Consider the following 19344-nt stretch of genomic DNA (forward strand, 5'->3'; position numbering starts at 1 on the left):
GTGGGGGAGTATGGCGCCCATGTCACGCGGTGCTCTCGTCCGGCTGCTGTTGGTCCTCGGCCTCCTCGCTGGTTGCGTCGCCCTCGCGGTGAACAAGGAGCCGCGCCTGGGCCTGGACCTGCGCGGCGGCACGCAGATCACCCTGGAGGCGCACGACTCGCCAGCGGGCGTGGAGGCGAACGCCGAGAACACCGACAAGGCCCTCGAGGTCATCCGCGGCCGCGTCGACGCGCTCGGCATCTCCGAGCCCACGCTCACCCGCGCCGGCGAGAACCGCATCCTCGTCGAGCTGCCCGACGTGCAGGACCCGGACGAGGCCGTCGAGACGATCGGCAAGACGGCCCAGCTGACCGTGCATCCCGTGGTCGCGCAGGCCGCGTCCGAGGCGGCCAAGCCGACGACCAAGAACGGCGCGATCTACGTCGACGAGGACGGCCTGCCGCTCGAGCTGGCGCCGCCCAAGCTCGAGGGCGCCGACATCACCGGTGCCACGGCGACGGCGCCCGACGCGCAGAGCGTGGACTGGCGGGTCGACGTCGACTTCTCCGGCGAGGGCTCCAGGGCCTTCGGGAAGCTCTCCGCGGACGCCGCCTGCAAGGAGGGCGCGCCCGGGCGCATCGCGATCGTGCTCGACGGCGACGTCATCTCCAGCCCCGACGTCAACGTGCCGTGTGGCGGCTCGATCACCGGCTCCACCTCGATCACGGGTGACTTCACGATGGACTCCGCGACGGACCTCGCGGTGCTGATCGAGGGTGGCGCGCTGCCGCTGCCCGTCGAGGTCATCGAGCGCCGCACGGTCGGCCCGACGCTCGGCGCGGCGGCCATCGAGGCGTCCTGGAAGGCCGCCCTCATCGGCATCATGCTGACCGGCCTCTTCATCGCGTTCGTCTACCGCTGGGTCGGCCTGCTCGCCACGCTCGCGCTGTCGTCGTACTCCCTCCTCGCCTATGCGATGCTCGTCGGCCTCGGCTCGACGCTGACGCTGCCCGGCCTCGCCGGCTTCGTGCTCGCCATCGGCCTCGCGATCGACGCCAACGTGCTGGTCTTCGAGCGGGCGAGGGAGGAGTACGCCGCGTTTCCGTCTGCGGGCCTGCGGCGCGCCCTTTCCGTCGGCTTCAACAAGGCGTGGAGCGCGATCATCGACTCCAACGTCACGACCCTGCTGGCGGCGGCGCTGCTCTTCCTGCTCGGCTCCGGCCCGATCAAGGGCTTCGGTGTCACGCTGTCCATCGGTGTCGTCGCGTCGATGGTCTCGGCGCTGGTCATCGCGCGGGTGCTCACCGAGATCGGCGTCTCCAGCCGCTGGATGTCGCGCCACCCGGGCTTCACCGGCATCGGCTCGGTCGGCCGCGTGCGCACCTACCTCGAGGAGCACACCCCCGACATCATGGGCCGCCGCGGCCTCTGGCTCGCGGTGTCCGTCATCGCGCTGATCGCGGCGCTCGGCGGCATCTTCGGCAAGGGGCTCAACCTGGGCGTCGAGTTCACGGGTGGCCGAGTGCTGGAGTACTCCACCACGCAGCCGCTCACCGCCGACGAGGCGCGGGATGCCGTGGCCGACGCCGGCTTCCCGGAGGCCACCGTGCAGGAGGCCGACGACGACAAGATCTCGGTCCGCACCGGCGAGCTCACCGAGGAGGACGCCGACACCATCGAGGCGGCCATCGCCGAGGCGGGCAACGGTGCGACGACGGAGCGCGACGAGGAGATCGGCGCGTCCTTCGGCCAGGAGCTGCGCGACAAGGCGCTGATCGCGTTCGCGATCGCGCTGCTGGTGCAGATGCTCTACCTCGCGGTTCGCTTCAAGTGGACCTTCGGCCTCTCGGCAGTGGTCACGATGTTCCACGACGTCGTGATCGTGACCGGCGTCTTCGCCTGGCTGGACAAGCCGATCGACGGCATCTTCCTGGCCGCCGCGATGACGATCATCGGTCTGTCCGTCAACGACACCGTCGTCGTGTTCGACCGGGTCCGCGAGCGGTGGACGGGCTCGTCGCCGGACCAGACCTTCAACGAGCTGGCCAACCAGGCGGCCGTCGAGACCATGCCGCGCACGGTCAACACCGGCCTCGGCGCGATGTTCATCCTGGCCGCGCTCGCGGCGCTCGGTGGCGACTCGCTGCAGGACTTCGCGATCGCGCTGCTGATCGGCCTGGTCGTCGGCACCTACTCCTCGGTCTTCACCGCGACCCCGCTGGTCACCTACCTCCAGGAGCGCTGGCCGCTCTCCCGGGCGGCGAAGGTCAAGGTCGCGCGCGACCCGGAGGACTCCGGCGCGGTCATCTAGTCGCCCCTCGGTGGTCGAGTAGCCCCGCGAGGCACGAGCGGGACGTGACGAGACCACGGCCTGTGGAGGCCGTACGCCGCGATGTCGGCGCGGACGTCTAGGGTTCTCGGGTGCCGTCCGACCCGCCTTCCACCGCAGCTCCGCCCGGAGGCGTCCGTGAGGTGCTCGCCGACGCGGTGACCGCGCTCGGCGGGCAGGAGCGCGCGGGGCAGGTCGCGATGGCCGAGGCGGTGGCCGCGGCGATGGAGTCGGGGGAGCACCTGCTCGTCCAGGCCGGCACCGGCACCGGCAAGTCACTGGGCTATCTCGTGCCCGCGCTGCTGCAGGACCGCCGCGTCGTGGTCGCCACGGCCACGCTCGCGCTGCAGCACCAGCTGGTGGAGCGGGACATCCCGAGGCTGGTGTCGGCGGTGGGCGACCGCCTCGACACGTCGTATGCCGTGCTGAAGGGCCGCAGCAACTATGCCTGCCTCCACCGCATCCGCGAGGGCGTCCCCGACGACCAGGGCACGCTCGTCGACGTGCCGACGGGGTCGATGGCCGAGAAGGTGCTCGAGCTGCGCGCCTGGGCGGAGGAGGAGGCCGAGGGCAAGGGTTCCGGTGAGCGCGACAACGCGCCGCGCCACACCGACCGCGAGTGGCGGCAGGTGAGCGTGAGCCATCGGGAGTGCCTCGGGGCCGCGAAGTGTCCCTTCGGGCAGGAGTGCTTCGCGGAGCTGGCGCGCGAGAAGGCGCAGCGCTCGCACCTGATCGTCACCAACCACTCGCTGCTCGCGATCGACGCGATCGAGGGCGTGCCGATGATCCCCGACTACGACGTGGTCGTGATCGACGAGGCGCACGAGCTGACGGCCCGGGTCACCCAGGCGGCGACCGACGAGCTGTCCGTCGCCGACGTCGAGCGCGCGGCCAGGCGGGCGATCCGCCAGCTGCCCGAGTCGACGACCGGCGACCCGGGGGGCGACCTCGCCTCGGCCGCCGACGCGCTCGCCGACGCCGTCGCCGCGACGGCGGAAGGCCGGCTCGACACCCTGTCCGACCAGCTGGCCGCCGCGCTGGCGCTGGTGCGCGACTCCGCCCGCGCGGTGCTGTCGGCGTGGCCGCGGGAGTCGTCCGACTCCGCGGCTGATGCCGGGCGCACGCAGGCCAAGGGCATGGTGCAGGACGTCTTCACCACCGCCGAGCGGATGGCGGCGCGCTCCGAGGCCGACGTGCTGTGGCTGTCGGAGGCCCGCGACCGCATCCCGGCCCGGCTGCACGTCGCGCCGCTCCAGGTCTGGGGCCAGGTGCGCGACAAGCTGCTCACCGACAAGACGGTCGTCTTCACCAGCGCGACGCTGATGCTCGGCGGCGACTTCTCCTCGGTCGCGACGAGCGTGGGGCTGAAGCCGGCGGAGCGGGTCGTCGAGTCCGGCCCGGTCGCCGCCTCCCCCGATGACGACGGCGTCCTGCCGTGGCGCGGCCTCGACGTCGGGTCGCCGTTCGACTACGGCCAGCAGGCGATCCTCTACGTCGCCCGCCACCTCCCGCCGCCCGGCCGCGACGGCCTCGGCCCGGCCCAGCTCGACGAGATCTGCGAGCTGGTCGACGCGCTGGAGGGCCGCACGCTGGGGCTGTTCTCCTCGCGCCGGGCCGCCGAGCAGGCCGCCGAGGTCGTCCGCACCCGGCTGCCGCACCTCACGACGCTCGCGCAGGGCGACGCCCAGCTCCCCGAGCTGGCCCGCCAGTTCGTCGAGGACCCCCACACCTGCCTGTTCGGCACGCTCTCCCTGTGGCAGGGGCTCGACGTGCCCGGCGAGACCTGCCAGCTCGTGCTCATCGACCGCATCCCGTTCCCGCGGCCCGACGACCCGCTGATGTCGGCGCGGCAGCGGGCAGCTGACCGCGCCGGCGGCAACGGCTTCATGCAGGTCGCGGCCACGCACGCCGCCCTTCTGCTCGCCCAGGGCGCCGGGCGGCTGATCCGCACGACCAGCGACCGCGGCGTCGTCGCCGTGCTCGACCCCCGCCTCGCCACCGCCCGCTACGGCGGCTTCCTCAAGGCGTCGCTGCCGCCGATGTGGACCACCACCGACCCGGCCGTCGTCCGCAAGGCGCTCGCCCGGCTCGCCGCCGGCTGAGGGGCTGCTGCCGGCCGTCAGCCGACCGGCAGCCGAGACCGCCCGTCGTACCCGCCCCTCGGCGCCCCCAGGCGGAAGAAGTGGGCGAGCGTGGGCGCGACGTCGAGCGTCTTTGCCTCGGCCGAGGCGGTCACTCCGCGAGGCACTCGCCGGTGGCCGCCGGCGAGGAAGAACGGGATCGGCCGCGTCGTCGGGTGGCCGTGGGTGCCGGGGATCGGGTTGGACTGGATCGACGGGTCGGAGAAGCGCCAGCCGGCCTTGCAGAAGACGACCACGTCGCCGCCGATCGGGCCGGTGCGGAGCCACGCCGTACGCCGCGGGTCGTGGGCACGCAGGACGCCCGGGACGGCGGAGCAGAGCTCGATCATCCGGGCGACGCCCGCCTCGCGCCCGGCGTCGGGGCCGGTCCAGTAGAGGAGGTCGGCGCCGCCGTTGGCGGCGATCACGAACCTCCCGGCAAGTGGGGGATCGGACTCCAGCACCGGCTGGAGGCGGATCAGGGAGTCGGGGCGCGACCAGTCCATCGAGTGGTCGGCGAGCACGATGACGAGCGACTGGTTCCAGCGGCCGGACGCCTTGAGCGCCGCCACGAAGCGGCCGACCTGGGCGTCGGTGGCCGCGAGCGCGGTGCGGCGCAGCAGCTTGAGGTCGAGGACGGCGCCGGTGAGGTCGGTGTGGCCCATCCGGTCGATGTCGCCGAGGTTGACGAACATCAGGTGCGGGTCGTGCTCCGCGAGCATGGCCAGCGCCGCCTCCATGGTGAAGGCGTCGGGCGCGTGCCCGGAGACGGGGATGATCGGCCCGGGCTCCCAGCGGTGGGTGGCCCGGGCGCCGAAGACGCCGTAGAGATACTCCTTCGACAGCACCGTCGCGGTCCGCAGACCCTTGGCGTTGAGCCGCTCGATGACCGTGCGCACCTGGATGTCACTGGCCCGGTCCATGTCGCGCACCACGCCGAGGGTGCGGTCGAAGATCGCGTTGGCCGGCACGCCGCTGCGGTCGGGCCGCACGCCGGTCATCATCATCACGTGGTTGGGGATCGTCTCCATGATCGGCACGGACGAGGCGTAGGGGTGGTGCAGGCCCCCGGCCCGCAGCGCCGCGGTGTGCGGCATCGTCTCGGGCGTGATCTCGTCCGGCCGGCAGCCGTCGAGGACCAGCACGTAGGCACGCTTGGGGGTGCGGACCTTGCCGGCCGCGGCCGGGTCGGCGGCGACCGTGGAGAGCGCGATCGACGCGCCACCGGCGCCCGCCACCTTCAGCAGGGTGCGGCGCCCGGTGCGGATCTCCTCGAGTCCGGCTGCGTAGGCGCGCCCCCTCCGGCTCTCGTCAGTCGTGCACATCAGCGTCCCTCCACCGGCTGGTCGACGGCATGCACCTTGTTCGTCCCGGACATGGTCGCCCACGACGCCGTCCAGGAGGCAGTCGCGCGGGCGTCGGCGCGGTCGCTGATCACGTAGTAGTCCATCTGCGCGCGGGCCGGCGTGAGGTCGAAGACCGAGTAGCCGTGGTCGTCGAAGTTGAGGTATTTGATGTGCCGGTTGTTGGCCATGATGGTCGCCTCGACCGCCAGTGACGCCGTCCGCGCCGGCGCGCCGGTGATGTCCTTGAGGTTGTTCGACGTCACCGACGTGCTGACGAACTCCACGCCTGCGCTCTGCCCGAGCGGGTAGGTCGCGAGGTCGAAGGGCAGGTCGCACGCCCACGCCGAGTGGATGTCGCCGGTGAGGAAGACGACGTCACGCATCCCGTGGTCGCGGATGTGCGTGAAGATCTCCCGCCGGTCGTCGGTGTAGCCGTCCCACTGGTCGACGTTGTACGGCGCGCCGTCGCGCGGCAGGATCCCCGTCACGTCGTTCACGGGGTCGACCAGCTCGGTCGGCAGCTGCGCGAACGACACGGGCGCCACCATCACCGGGTTGCCGACGATCTTCCACTGCGGCCGGCCGGGGAGCAGGGAGTCCTTGAGCCAGGCGAGCTGGGCAGCGCCCAGGATGGTGCGGTCCGGGTTGCTGACCTCGGCCTCGAGCGCCGGCACCGGGCTGGGCGCCTTGGTGTGCACCTGCTCGTCGCGGTAGGTCCGCAGGTCGAGCATCGAGAGCTCCGCCAGCTTGCCGAATCGCAGCCGCCGGAACAGCCGGGTGCCGTCCCCGAGGCGGGCGGTGTCGTCGAGCCGCACGGGCATCCACTCGTCGTACGCGCGGTGCGCACGCGCGCGGCGTACGAGGTAGTCACCCTCGTCCGGCTGGTGGTTCTCCGCGCCGTCGCGCCACTGGTCGTTGGTGACCTCGTGGTCGTCCCACGTCACGATGAACGGCGCCTTGGCGTGCAGCGCCCGCAGGTCCGGGTCGCTCTTGTACTGCGCGTGCCGCTGGCGGTAGTCGGCGAGGCTGACCATCTCGCGGTCGGGCACGTGGGCGCGGATCCGCTTGTTCTCCCGCCCCATCGCGTAGGACCCCTCGCCGCCGTACTCGTAGAGGTAGTCGCCGAGGTGGAGGACGGCGTGCAGGTCGTCGCGGGCTGCGAGGTGGCGGTACGCCGCGAACCAGCCCGCCTGCAGGTTCGCGCAGCTCACGACGCCGAACCGGAGGTTGGCCGGCGTCGCCCCGCGCGCCGGGGCCGTGCGGGTGCGGCCGACGGGGCTGCTGTGCTTGCCGACGAGGAAGCGGTAGTAGTACCAGGTCTCCGGCTCGAGGCGGGTGGCGTCGACCTTGACGGTGTGGTCGCGGCTGGCGCTCGTGACGAAGGTGCCCTCCCGGACGACCTTCCCGAGCGTCGCGTCCTTCGCGACCTGCCAGGTCACGGTCACCTGAGGACCCTTGCCCGATCCGGGCGTGGCCTGCGTGGTCGGCGTGACTCGGGTCCATAGCACGACCCGGCGCGGCTTGGGGTCGCCGCTCGCGACGCCGTGCTGGAAGAGCGTGTGGTCGGGGCGATCGGCGTACGACGCGCCCGCGCCGAGCGCCGTACCGGCGAATGCAGGGCCGGCTGCTCCGGTCGCGAGGACGGTGCGGCGGCGGACGTTGGACTCCGGGATCTCTGCGGTCACGCCGAGTGGAACGACCGAGGGCCGGTTTGATCACGCGCGGATGCGTGTGAACACCGATCGTTCATCCTCGAGTCGCCCCTCGGTTCGGTGGGCGAGGAGGCGGAGTCCCGTCACGAAACGACTCGCCACACCGACGTGGCCCTTGGGAGCCCGGCTCCTCGGTGCGTACGTTCCAGGGATGGACTGGTTGCTCCGGGCTGGCGGCGCGCTGATCGTGCTCGTGGTGCTGCGCGACATCTTCCACACGCTGTGGCACCCGCAGGGCTTCGGCTCCCTGGCGCGCGGTGCGGTCAGGATCGTCTGGCGCGGGCGACACCTGGTCGGCCTGAGGCGCCGTGAGCTGATCGGGCCGTTGGGGATGCTCCTGGCTGTCGCGCTCTGGACAGCGCTCACCGTCGTCGGATGGGCGCTGATCTACCTGCCCTCGATCTCCGACGGCTTCTACTACGAAGCGTCGCTGCGTCCCGAGCAGTCGTCCGGGTTCGTCACCGCGCTCTATCTGTCGCTGGTGACAGCAGCGACGCTCGGGTTCGGTGACATCACGCCCGCCAGCAGCGCGCTGCGGTTGCTGACGCCGGTCGAGTCATTGATCGGCTTCGTGCTGCTGACCGCCGCGATCTCCTGGATCCTGCAGATCTATCCCGCCTTGGGGCGAAGACGAGCAACGGCCGTTCACCTGCACGCCCTCGCCGACGACGACACCGCTGCCCTCGTTCGCGACGGCGACCCGGCCATCGCCAGCGGCATCCTTCACGCGGTGAGCCGGGACCTGGCCGTCGTGGCAGTGGACATGACGCAGTACGCCGAGAGCTACTACTTCGTCGAGAACGACGAGCCCATGTCCTTGGCGGCGAACCTCCCCTACGCATTGGCCCTTGTCGAGGCGGGCCTCGGAGCAGCCTCCTCAGAGGTCCGCAGTGCCGCGCGGGTGCTCCGGTCCTGCGTGGAGCAGGTGACCGATCGGATTGCGATCACCCATCTGGGGACCGAGGGGTCCGTGGAGGAGGTCCTGCGTGCCTTCGCTCAGGACCACCGCCGTCCCGACTGACCTGCGGGGAACCGTCCCCAGACCAAGGCGCCAGACGACAGCAACGACAGCCCAGCCCGCAACGACGTCGAGCACCCAGTGGTTTCCCGTGCCGACGACGACGAATGCGGTGAGCCCGGCGTGCGACCAGGCCAGCGTCCGTGCGGCCCGGCTCGCCGTCGTCGCGCTCACGGCCAGCGCCACCCACAGCGCCCACCCGGCGTGCATGCTCGGGAACGCCGCCAGCTGGTTGGTCATCCACCCCAGCCCCTGCGGCGCCGAGGCCGCCTCGCCCCACCAGCCGCTGTCGGCGTGCAGTGCGAGCACGTCGGTCCAGCCGGCCATCAGCCGCGGGGGAGCGGTGGGGAGGAGGAGGTACGCCGCGAGCGCGAGGACCGTCGCGGCGACGAGCGCCGTCCTCGCGCGGGCGTAGACGGGCCGGTGCCGCCGGAAGAGCCAGACCAGGACGACCGCAGTGACGACGTAGTGGGCGGTGGCGTAGTGATAGCTCGCCAGCAGCCCGGCCAGGGGGTTGTCGACGAACCAGCCGCTGACCGCTGCCTCGACGTCGAGGCCGGCCAGGTGCTCGAGCTGCAGCAGCGCCCTGGCCCGGTCGACGGCTGGCGCGAGTGCGTCGTCGGCGAAGATCCGCGACACGGCGTACGCGAGGTAGAGACCGGCCAGCACCCACAGCTCGCGCAGTGCGGGACGTCGGCTAGCCGAGCGGAGTCGCCTGGTCGAGCGGAGTCGGCTGGTCGAGCAAAGTCGAGACCTCGCCGGTCTCGCTGGTTGAGGACGCGCGCCAGCGCCGTCAGGAAACCGAGGTTGTGGGGCGAGCAGCGTCACCCCTCAAGGCAACCGTTGGGCGCGCCATACGCCCATCGGGCGGAGCCCGGCGCGGTCCCTGAACCGGATCTCAGGGACGCACCGGGGTCACCCCTCGGTCAGACGCGCCGCAGGACCGCCGTGACCTTGCCGAGGATCGTGGCCTGGGCGCCGTCGATCGGCTCGTAGGCGTCGTTGTGGGGGAGCAGCCAGACCTTGCCGTCCTTGCGCTGGAAGGTCTTCACGGTGGCCTCGCCGTCGATCATCGCGGCGACGATCTCGCCGTTGACGGCGTCGGGCTGCTGGCGGATCACGACGTAGTCGCCGTTGCAGATGGCGGCGTCGATCATCGAGTCTCCGGACACCTCGAGCAGGAAGAGCGTGCCGTCGCCGACGAGCTGCTTGGGCAGCGGGAAGACGTCCTCGACGCGCTCCTCGGCGAGGATCGGGCCGCCGGCGGCGATGCGGCCGACCAGCGGGACGTTGGCGGCCTCGGGCGCGACGTCGCCGACCCCGGTGACGTCCGCCGAGGTCTCGTCGGCGCTGCTGATGGAGCGGCGGGCGGCCATCACCTCGGGCAGGAAGACCTCGATGGCGCGCGGCCGGTTGGGGTCGCGCTTGAGGAAGCCCTTCTCCTCGAGCGTGCGCAGCTGGTGGGCGACGCTGGACGAGCTGGTCAGCCCTACGGCGGTGCCGATCTCGCGCATCGACGGCGGGTAGCCCCGCATCTCGATGGAGTCCTTGATCGTCGCGAGCACGCGCTGCTGGCGCGGGGTCAGGCCCGTGGCGTCGGGCGGCCCGTCGGGCATCTCGATCACCTTCGTGTCCTTGCGGGCCATGGGTCCTCCTGTGGCTGTGCTCGTCTGGCTGGTGTGGCGTCCGGTGAGGCCACGGTAGTCCTCCCGGCGACGAGGTTCAAACATCTGTTCGAAGGGGCGTGTCGGGGCATGATCTGCCCCATGAGCGCGCCTTCTCGCCCCGTTGCTGTGGTGACCGGGGCCGCCCGCGGCATCGGCCGGGCCATCGCCGCCACCCTCGTCTCCCGCGGCTGGGCGGTCGTGGTGACCGACGCCGACGGCGCCGCGGCCGCTGCCACCGCGGCCCAGATCGGTGCGGTCGCCAGCCTCGCGCAGGACGTCCGGGACGCCGGCTCGCACGGTGTCGTGGCTGCGGAGGCAGCGCAGCACGGCGTACTCACCGCCTGGTTCAACAACGCCGGCGTCGGCGACGACGGCTCGCTCGCCGAGCTGACCGAGGACCAGGTCCGCAGGCTCGTCGACGTGAACCTCCTCGGCATGGTGTGGGGGATGCGCGCAGCCCTCGCCGCCTTCGGCCCGGCGGGTGGCGACATCGTCAACGTGGCGTCGCTGTCCGGCCTCGGGCCGGTGCCGGGGCTGTCGATGTACGCCGCGACGAAGGCCGGGGTCGTGTCGCTGACCCAGTCGGTCGACGCCGAGACGCCGCGGTCCGTGCGGCTGCACGCCCTTTGTCCGGACGGCGTGGACACGGACCTGGTCGGGGGGATGGACCAGTCCGGCCTGGCCGTCGCGCTGATCCACTCCGGTGGGCGGCTGCTCATCGTCTCTGAGGTCGCCGACGCCGCTGTCGCACTCGTCGGAACGCACCGGGTCGTGCAGACCCTGCCCGCCTGGCGGGGTGGGCTGATGCGGTTCTCGTCGCTCGCGCCGCGGGTCTCAGCGCGGCTCGTCGGGGTGGTGGCTGCCCAGGGACGGCGGGCGATGGAGCGGGCTCGGTAAGCGCTCTGCATTGAGTCGCGGGGTGACTCATGGTGAGTCACGGTGACTCACCGGGGAAACCCGACCGTCCCGCATTGCGCGGGCCTCCCGGCGCGTCAAACATGAGGAAGTCTTTCCTCGTGCCTCGACTGAGCCTGAGCTCGGGCGGCAGACGGGAGTTCATCCTGTTCGGCACGCCGTCAGCGCTTGACGAGCAGCGGCTTCGCCTCCAGTACGGAGATCTGCTGGGGCGTGCCTTCGATGGTCACTGTGCCGGCCACGTCCTGCCACGGGTTGTCGGTGCCCTTCACCCTCCACCTGGCAGCCCATGTGGTGTCCACGCTCACGGGGATCTTCTCGCCGACCTTCGAGTAGGTGTGGGTGATGAGGGTGGAGACATCTGCGCCCTCGGTCCAGGGCTTGCCCGGCCAGTCCGTCAGGCGTGGTGTGGAGCCGTCGCCGAAGTGCCACTTGAACGACTGGGGCCAGATCTCCAAGGAGACCGTGATCTTGACCGGGTCGAGTGCGACGTCCGTCGTGAAGCGCTCGGCCTGTGAGGAGAAGATCGTGTCGAGGTTGACGAGCGTCCTACCGCCCGGCGGCTGCACGACGAGGGACGAGGTCGGCAGGCCGACCTTCCTGAAGGCCTTCGCCACTTCGGCCGGGATGTCGATGGGCTTGCCCTTGGTGGCCTCTTCTTCCTTGATGCACTCGTAAGTGTCAGTGGTTGACGTTCCGTCGGCAGCGTGTGTGATCACCGTGAACACGAGGCCGCCTTCGCACTCAAGCTGCTTGCCGGTACAGCCGAAACCGTTGTCCAGGCCGACCGCACCGCCGTGCTCGCACTGGGGGATCAAGGTAGGAGGAACCGTCTCCGAAACCGACGTGGTGACTACTTGGCTCTGTTCGGTCGGGTTCTCGGAATTCGATGCCTCATCCGTCTCGGTGAATTCGGTGTAGAAGACATCGTCGTTCTCTTCTGCGCCCACCTCGGGCTCGTCGCCACTCGCCGACGACATCGACGCCGGCCACATGAAGAGCGTGAAGAGCAAGGCCAGTCCGCAGAGCGTAAGGAGCGCCCTCATTCGACCGGGGCCACTTCGTGCATCTTCCACTGATCTCCCCGCCAGAAGAACGTCGCCGCCAAGGTCTTCCGACCCCTGGCGGTTTCGTGGACCTTCTTCTCGTCAGGCAACTTCACGCGGGCTGCTGGTTGAAGCACTCGAACTGCCACCTGCCAAGCTGGTGGGTCGTACTTCGTTGGCGATGAGATCTGCAGAATCTGCCAGGGCTTGCTGTCATAGATCCCACCCGGTTGGTGCAACCTCTGAGCCAGCTCGGCCACGTTGTTGCAGGTGGCGCAATCCTTGGTGCTGACTCCGAGCAGCGGCTCCGTTTCGCCCTCGAGCCTTGCAACGTTCAGCAGGTCGAACCAATGCCTGACGAACGCCACGGCCCCGTCGTCCGTCTTCGCTTCCCACGGCTCCGGCGTCGGCGCCGGCTCGGACGCCTCGGGCGAAGAACTCGCTGACTCCGTCGGCATGATCGGCTCCGGCTTCTCACCAGAGCAGGCGCTGAGAGCGAGGAGGGGCAGGGCGAGCAGAGCGCTGGCCGTGCGGCGTACCCAAGTCACAAGGACCCCCAATCCCGAGAGCGGCCGGACCCGACCAGCCGAGAAAAAGGTAGGCCGCGGAGCGCCCCGGCGCCATGTCTGGCCCCGCACCTGTGGAGAACCAGCGAGCGGGGGACGGCCGACAGCCATCGAACACGTGTTTGATCTCATGCTTGATCTGTTCGAACACATGCTCTACCGTCGTACACACGTTCGATCGAAACTCTGATCGACCATGAGCTCCAGACTCGATGTCGGTGGTCAGGTCTAGAACTTCCCTCGAGCGACAGACACCAGGCTGACGCCCTTCCCCAGGAGGCCTCCATGAGTACCATGACGATCACCCCGAGCTTCGCATCGACTGTCCGTGCGACGCGCCGCCCCCAGCAGCCCTCGAGCGTGCGGCTCACCCGGCGCGGGCGGCTGGTCGTGTTCGTGGCGGCCCTGATGCTCGTGCTGATGGCCGGCTTCTTCCTGGGCTCCGGCGCGGTCGGCACTGGTGAGGCCGGCAAGCCCGAGCCCACCGAGATCGTCATGGTCGGCACCGGCGACACGCTGTGGGGGATCGCCGCCGAGCTGGCCGAGGACGGCGAGGTGCGCAGCATGATGCGCGAGATCCAGGAGCTCAACGCTCTGGACTCGGTGAGCCTGACCGCGGGCCAGCGCCTGCGCGTGCCGCTGTCGGAGTGACAGCGGAGTGGTCGTGCTGTCGCCAGACAGCCAGATGACGTCCCGCCGGTCGCCTCGACCCCGGCCGGCGGGCACGGGGAAGACCCCGGGCGGTGCCACCCTCTTGGGGAAGAGGGGTGGCACCGCCCGAGTCATGTCGCGGGCGGCCCACGTCGGACAGCGCGGTCGTTCACTGCCACCAGGTGGCAGCAATCCACCGCGGTCACCGAGCGGCGCGGCGCCCTCCGGTGGGTCGGGCGACGGCGGGGTCGGCGGCGAGGCCGAGGGTGCGCATGAGTCGTACGCCGAGCATCAGGCCGGCGAAGAGGCAGGCGATCGCGCCTACGGTGGCGAGCGCCAGCAGGCCCCAGGCCGACGACTCGCCGCCCCGCGCCGAGACCCCGAAGTCGATCGCCATGTAGACGAGGTAGCCCCAGGCTACGACGCAGGCGGTGAGGCCGGCAGCCAGGGGAACGGTGGCGCGACCGAAGGAGCGCTGCGCCTTCTCAGCTCGGCGCGCGCCTGCACGCTTGCCCGCCTCCGGGGTCCCCGTCGTCACGGGAGCATTCTGTCTGACGCGTGCAATTCAGGAGGCGGTTACGGCGAGGGTCTTGATGGTCTCGATACGCCCGCTCGTTCCTCGCGGGCTACTCGACCACCGACTACGGCGGGCGCGCGGCGCGTGAGCAAGCCCCGCAACGCCCGGGACACGCCGTACGGAGAAGCCAAATTCCGTGTGGTCCAAGGCACTGACCTGCGGTTTTACCTGGCCTTGGCGTGGCCCGCCAGAAGTCGTCGCCGTTCCGCTTGCCAAGGCTCGGGAGCCGACGTACGGTTACCACTACATCTAGTAGTTACACCGTTGTGGTTTTCCACATCTAGTTCACAAGAGCCGGGTGGGAAGTGCACAGCCAGACGGCGTGACTCCACAGGAATCGGCTGCTCATCCACAGGCATACACGCCCTCTCGGGGGTGTTCTAGTCATGCCCGGGAGTTCAGCCAGGCCACGCGAGAGGAGGCCCGGAATGCACTGCCCGTACTGCCGCAACACCGACACCCGGGTCCTCGACTCGCGCGTGGCCGACGACGGCAGCAGCATCCGCCGGCGGCGTACCTGCTCGTCCTGCGAGCGGCGGTTCACCACCGTGGAGCAGATGCAGCTGACCGTGCTCAAGCGCAGCGGCGCCACCGAGCCGTTCACCCGTGAGAAGGCGGTCGCCGGCGTTCGGAAGGCCTGCAAGGGCCGCCCGGTCACCGAGGACCAGCTCGCCTGCCTCGGACAGGCGGTCGAGGACGCGCTGCGGCTCAGCGGCCAGGCGGAGGTTCCGGCGCACGAGGTGGGCTTGGCGATCCTCGCGCCGCTCCGCGAGCTCGACGAGGTCGCCTACCTCCGCTTCGCCAGCGTCTACCGCGCGTTCGAGTCGGCCGACGACTTCGAGGACGAGATCGCCATGCTGCGCGCCGAGCGTGGTCTCGAGACGGGCGCTAGCGCGCCCTCCTCGACCACCGAGATGGCCCAGACGGGCTGACACAGACTGCCCGGCACGGCGTGGGGAAGCGGCGTGCCGGGCTTACCACCTTGGGGCAACACCCCTGCATCACCCACACAGCAGCACCACACCAGCAGGCAACGGGATCGAAGGAGCACGCATGACCGAGACGGTGAGCACCGGCAACGAAGCCGGCGCAGACGCCCCGCAGTCACAGGGGGAGCGCAAGGGCCTCACGCTGGAGCGCGTCTTCAGCACCGAGAGCGTGCACCCCTACGACGAGATCACCTGGGAGCGTCGCGACGTCGTCCAGACCAACTGGAAGACCGGCGAGACCGTCTTCGAGCAGCGCGGCGTGGAGTTCCCCGACTTCTGGTCGGTCAACGCCAGCACCATCGTCACCACGAAGTACTTCCGCGGCGCCGTCGGCACCGAGGCGCGCGAGTGGAGCCTCAAGCAGCTCATCGACCGCGTCGTGAAGACCTACACCGACGCCGGCCAGGAGCACGGCTACTTCGCGACCGACGCCGACGCCGAGGTCTTCGAGCACGAGCTCACCTGGCTGCTGGTGCACCAGTACTTCTCCTTCAACAGCCCCGTCTGGTTCAACGTCGGCACCCCGTCGCCGCAGCAGGTCTCCGCGTGCTTCATCCTCTCCGTCGACGACTCGATGGACTCGATCCTGAACTGGTACAAGGAGGAGGGGTTCATCTTCAAGGGCGGCTCCGGCGCCGGCCTCAACCTCTCCCGCATCCGCTCGTCCAAGGAGCTGCTCTCCAGCGGCGGTACGGCGAGTGGCCCGGTGTCGTTCATGCGCGGCGCCGACGCCTCGGCGGGCACCATCAAGTCGGGCGGTGCCACGCGCCGGGCCGCGAAGATGGTCGTCCTGGACGTCGACCACCCGGACATCGAGGAGTTCGTCGAGACCAAGGCGCGCGAGGAGGACAAGATCCGCGCGCTGCGTGACGCGGGCTTCGACATGGACCTGGGCGGCAAGGACATCACGTCCGTGCAGTACCAGAACGCCAACAACTCGGTCCGCGTGACCGACGAGTTCATGCGCGCCGTCGAGGACGGCACCGAGTTCGGCCTCCGCGCCCGCCAGACCGGCGAGGTCATCGAGACGGTCGACGCCCGCGAGCTGTTCCGCAAGATCGCGGTGGCGGCGTGGGAGTGCGCCGACCCGGGCCTGCAGTACGACGACACCATCAACGACTGGCACACCAACCCCGAGACCGGCCGCATCACCGCGTCCAACCCGTGCTCGGAATACATGTCGCTCGACAACTCCTCGTGCAACCTGGCGAGCCTCAACCTGCTGAAGTTCCTCAAGGACGACGGCACGTTCGACGGTGAGCTGTTCGCGAAGGCGGTCGAGTTCATCATCACCGCGATGGACATCTCGATCTGCTTCGCCGACTTCCCGACGGAGTCGATCGGCAAGACCACGGTCGACTACCGCCAGCTCGGCATCGGCTACGCCAACCTCGGTGCCCTGCTGATGGCGATGGGCCTCGGCTACGACTCCGACGGTGGCCGGGCGATGGCAGCCACCATCACCAGCCTGATGACGGGCACGTCGTACAAGCGCAGCGCCGAGCTCGCCGCGATCGTCGGCCCCTACAACGGCTACGCCCGCAACGCCGAGGCGCACAAGCGCGTCATGCGCAAGCACCAGGCCGCCAACGACGCCGTGCGCCCGCTGCACGTCGCCGACACGCAGGTGCACAAGCTGGCCACCCAGGCGTGGGCCGACGTGGTCGCGCTGGGCGAGACCAACGGCTTCCGCAACGCACAGGCCTCGGTGCTCGCGCCGACCGGCACCATCGGCTTCATGATGGATTGCGACACCACGGGCATCGAGCCGGACTTCTCGCTGGTGAAGTTCAAGAAGCTCGTCGGTGGCGGCTCGATGCAGATCGTCAACCAGACGATCCCGCGGGCGCTGACCAAGCTGGGCTACCAGCCCGAGCAGGTCGAGGCGATCGTCGCCTTCATCGCTGAGCACGGCCACGTCATCGACGCCCCGGGCCTGAAGCAGGAGCACTACGAGGTCTTCGACTGCGCGATGGGTGCCCGCGCGCTCAAGCCGATGGGCCACGTGCGGATGATGGCGGCCTGCCAGCCGTTCCTTTCGGGGGCCATCTCCAAGACCGTGAACCTGCCCGAGAGCGCCACGGTCGAGGAGATCGAGGACGTCTACATGCAGGCCTGGAAGCTCGGCCTCAAGGCGACGGCTGTCTACCGCGACAACTGCAAGGTCGGCCAGCCGCTAGCCGACGGCAAGTCGGAGGCGTCGAAGAAGGACCAGGGCATGGCCGCCGCGGCCGCCGGCTCGTCGAGCGAAGTCGAGACGAACCTCGAGCCCAAGGTCATCGAGAAGGTCGTCTACGCCCCCACCCGCAAGCGCCTGCCGAAGTCGCGCGTCTCGCGCACCACCTCCTTCACCGTGGGTGGCGCCGAGGGCTACATGATCTCGGGCGCCCACGACGACGGCACGCTCGGCGAGATCTTCCTCAAGCTGGGCAAGCAGGGCTCCACGCTGGCCGGTGTGATGGACGCCTTCTCGATCGCGATCTCGATCGGCCTTCAGTACGGCGTGCCGCTGGAGACCTACGTGTCGAAGTACACCAACCAGCGGTTCGAGCCGGCCGGTCTGACCGACGACGCGGACATCCGGATGGCCCAGTCGGTGATGGACTACGTCTTCCGTCGCCTGGCCCTGGACTACCTGCCCTTCGACGACCGCGCCGCCCTGGGCATCTTCTCCGCCGAGGAGCGCCAGCGTCACCTCGAGACCGGCTCGTACGAGCCGCTCGTCGAGGAGACCGGCTCGGCGTCGGAGCTGACGGCAGGTTCGTCCGGATCGTCGAGCGAAGTCGAGACGTCGGTCGAGGATGACCTCGGTGGTCGAGTAGCGAGCGCCAGCGAGCGTATCGAGACCACGGAAGCGTCGGTCGCCGAGAAGCCCGCACCCAAGGAGGCCCACACCTCCGCCGAGCTCCTGGAGCTCATCACCGGCACCGCCGTCGACTCCCCGCTCTGCATGACCTGCGGCACGAAGATGCGGCCCGCCGGCTCGTGCTACGTCTGCGAGGGGTGTGGCAGCACCAGCGGCTGCAGCTGATCGCTGACCAACCTCGACGGGTCCGACACCTCCAGGAGTCGGACCCGTCGTCGTTGTCCGCGCCAGAGCTGATTCCCAGAATCATCGGTCCCGGATGCATGCAAGTGTGCCGGGCGGATCGGCCGGTTCGTCGCGGGACAGGGCGCCAGGCACTTGTGCGCATCGACGATCCCGCACGCGACTTATGACAAGGTCGAGTTTCAGGGGTGGGCGGGGTACGCATCACTTCTTGCCGTGCAGATGGCCCTCAGCCGAGGATTCGGCGTTGACCGGGAAACGGTCACTTGCGGCGGAAGGACGCACTTGTTGCGGCAGAGACCGCGGTCCGACATTCGGTCAGCATGTGCGGTAGTCCCGCCGGCTCAAGACTCCGTCAAGCCGGCTCGGGCCCATAGGTTGGTCCGGTTCACCACCATTGTGCTCCGGACCGTCAGGCTGCGTCGAGCGGTGACACCGGTCCTTGCTGCCACCCGTGGTGCGGCCCCATGCCGATCGCGGATCAACCCACCACGGTCAGTGCGGAACGCGGCTCGGGCGACCTGGGGAAGGCCACCGTCACAAGTGTCTTGCAGCGCGGGACCCCGCAGGCGCACACTGAGAGACGGTCTAGTTCTCACGGCGAGGGAGCACCGCCGTGAGCATATTGCGGACGATCGAGTGTCATCTGGGTTGGCACGCATGGGAGCCACTGGTTGGAGCCGTTGCAAGCGCCCACCACCAGTGCCCGTACTGCGGCAAGATCAAGAAGGTGAATACCGGGCAGCCACCGGAGGCTCACGACCGCTCCAACATCCATACGTGAGCAACCGCCGGGCGTCATGGCTCGTCTATGGCCGCGAGACTGACAAGGAGGTACGGCGATGACAAGCCTGTGGTGTCGGTTGGGAAGACATGGGTGGGTAGCTGACAAGAACGAGGACGGTGAACGATTCAAGCGGTGTCGCCGCTGCTCAGCCATCAAGGACGACCCACCGGATCCTGGCTCGTCATTTCACATGGCGACCGGTATTGGAGGATGATCTCTGCAAGTCCGCAGGGGGCGCCCGGCAACAACACCCCAAGTCCCGCAGGGGCGCCCGGCCACCCAACGGTGAACAGCCAACCCTACGCATCCTGTCTTCGCGGCAAGATCGCCGGCGTTAGTCGTCGACGCCACCCTTCACGGCGGCGGGTTCTAGTTGCCGTCTCGCGGCGATCCGATCGTGCACGCGACTCCCCCCGCCCACGCTCGTCGGCCCTGGGACATCGTGCGCGGCGCAGGTGCGTCATAGTGGGCTACTAGACGATTCCCGTAGGGCCGGTGTCTGGCCAGACTCGGTCCAGGTGCCCGGCGGGTTCGCTCTCTATTGGGCTGCCCACCCGTTTCCGGGTGTGGCTCGCCATCGGTCTGCCGCCTGC

The 19344-nt window shown here is 69.9% G+C and carries 13 protein-coding genes and 1 pseudogene; 7 read left to right on the top strand and 7 right to left on the bottom strand.

Translation table 11 applies throughout. The features are described 5' to 3' along the window. Positions 1–19 precede the first annotated feature (19 nt). The gene (secD, locus tag DDE18_RS20670; RefSeq protein WP_116574189.1) at positions 20–2290 is read left to right on the top strand and encodes a protein translocase subunit SecD; all 2271 of its coding nucleotides are present in this window, start codon (positions 20–22) and stop codon (positions 2288–2290) included. A gap of 110 nt (positions 2291–2400) precedes the next feature. After that, positions 2401–4410: an ATP-dependent DNA helicase gene (locus DDE18_RS20675; RefSeq protein WP_116574190.1), complete on the top strand. Its 2010-nt coding sequence runs from the start codon at positions 2401–2403 to the stop codon at positions 4408–4410. Between the two features lie 17 nt (positions 4411–4427). On the opposite strand, the gene DDE18_RS20680 is transcribed toward DDE18_RS20675, so the two are convergent. Further along, complete coding sequence (locus tag DDE18_RS20680) at positions 4428–5753, bottom strand: alkaline phosphatase family protein (RefSeq protein ID WP_116574192.1); 1326 nt, start codon at positions 5751–5753, stop codon at positions 4428–4430. Continuing rightward, complete coding sequence (locus DDE18_RS20685; RefSeq protein WP_245916910.1) at positions 5753–7459, bottom strand: alkaline phosphatase D family protein; 1707 nt, start codon at positions 7457–7459, stop codon at positions 5753–5755. Before DDE18_RS20685 ends, DDE18_RS20680 begins: the two co-directional genes overlap by 1 nt. A gap of 178 nt (positions 7460–7637) precedes the next feature. Here DDE18_RS20685 and DDE18_RS24185 point away from each other — a divergent pair, with 178 nt between their 5' ends. Then, positions 7638–8507: an ion channel gene (locus DDE18_RS24185; protein WP_165821270.1), complete on the top strand. Its 870-nt coding sequence runs from the start codon at positions 7638–7640 to the stop codon at positions 8505–8507. Between the two features lie 42 nt (positions 8508–8549). Here the strand turns inward: DDE18_RS24185 and DDE18_RS23845 are convergent. Further along, positions 8550–9332 (bottom strand): annotated as a pseudogene (locus DDE18_RS23845) (phosphatase PAP2 family protein); the annotation flags it as partial. 98 nt (positions 9333–9430) lie between these two features. Then, a complete protein-coding gene (gene lexA / locus DDE18_RS20700) occupies positions 9431–10150 on the bottom strand; it encodes a transcriptional repressor LexA (protein ID WP_116574197.1) in 720 nt (239 codons plus the stop codon). A 120-nt stretch (positions 10151–10270) separates the two neighbouring features. Between lexA and DDE18_RS20705 the strand changes: the two genes are divergently transcribed. Continuing rightward, on the top strand, positions 10271–11068 hold the full coding sequence (locus DDE18_RS20705; RefSeq protein WP_211754665.1) for an SDR family NAD(P)-dependent oxidoreductase: 798 nt from the start codon (positions 10271–10273) through the stop codon (positions 11066–11068). A 179-nt stretch (positions 11069–11247) separates the two neighbouring features. Here DDE18_RS20705 and DDE18_RS20710 read toward each other — a convergent pair whose 3' ends face one another. Further along, positions 11248–12099: a hypothetical protein gene (locus tag DDE18_RS20710; protein WP_116574199.1), complete on the bottom strand. Its 852-nt coding sequence runs from the start codon at positions 12097–12099 to the stop codon at positions 11248–11250. 29 nt (positions 12100–12128) lie between these two features. Further along, a complete protein-coding gene (locus tag DDE18_RS20715; RefSeq protein ID WP_133241291.1) occupies positions 12129–12590 on the bottom strand; it encodes a DUF6318 family protein in 462 nt (153 codons plus the stop codon). A gap of 393 nt (positions 12591–12983) precedes the next feature. On the opposite strand from DDE18_RS20715, the gene DDE18_RS20720 reads away from it, so the two are divergent. Continuing rightward, a complete protein-coding gene (locus DDE18_RS20720; protein ID WP_116574203.1) occupies positions 12984–13349 on the top strand; it encodes a LysM peptidoglycan-binding domain-containing protein in 366 nt (121 codons plus the stop codon). 202 nt (positions 13350–13551) lie between these two features. On the opposite strand, the gene DDE18_RS20725 is transcribed toward DDE18_RS20720, so the two are convergent. Further along, positions 13552–13887 (bottom strand): hypothetical protein, encoded by a 336-nt coding sequence (locus DDE18_RS20725; RefSeq protein WP_116574204.1) that lies wholly within the window; start codon positions 13885–13887, stop codon positions 13552–13554. Between the two features lie 467 nt (positions 13888–14354). On the opposite strand from DDE18_RS20725, the gene nrdR reads away from it, so the two are divergent. Both nrdR and DDE18_RS20735 read left to right on the top strand, forming a co-directional pair. Continuing rightward, positions 14355–14858: a transcriptional regulator NrdR gene (gene nrdR / locus DDE18_RS20730; RefSeq protein WP_116574206.1), complete on the top strand. Its 504-nt coding sequence runs from the start codon at positions 14355–14357 to the stop codon at positions 14856–14858. A gap of 121 nt (positions 14859–14979) precedes the next feature. Beyond that, on the top strand, positions 14980–17946 hold the full coding sequence (locus DDE18_RS20735; RefSeq protein WP_116574208.1) for a vitamin B12-dependent ribonucleotide reductase: 2967 nt from the start codon (positions 14980–14982) through the stop codon (positions 17944–17946). The last annotated feature ends 1398 nt before the right edge of the window (positions 17947–19344 follow it).

The sequence above is a fragment of the Nocardioides gansuensis genome (assembly GCF_003076135.1).
Lineage (GTDB): Bacteria > Actinomycetota > Actinomycetes > Propionibacteriales > Nocardioidaceae > Nocardioides > Nocardioides gansuensis.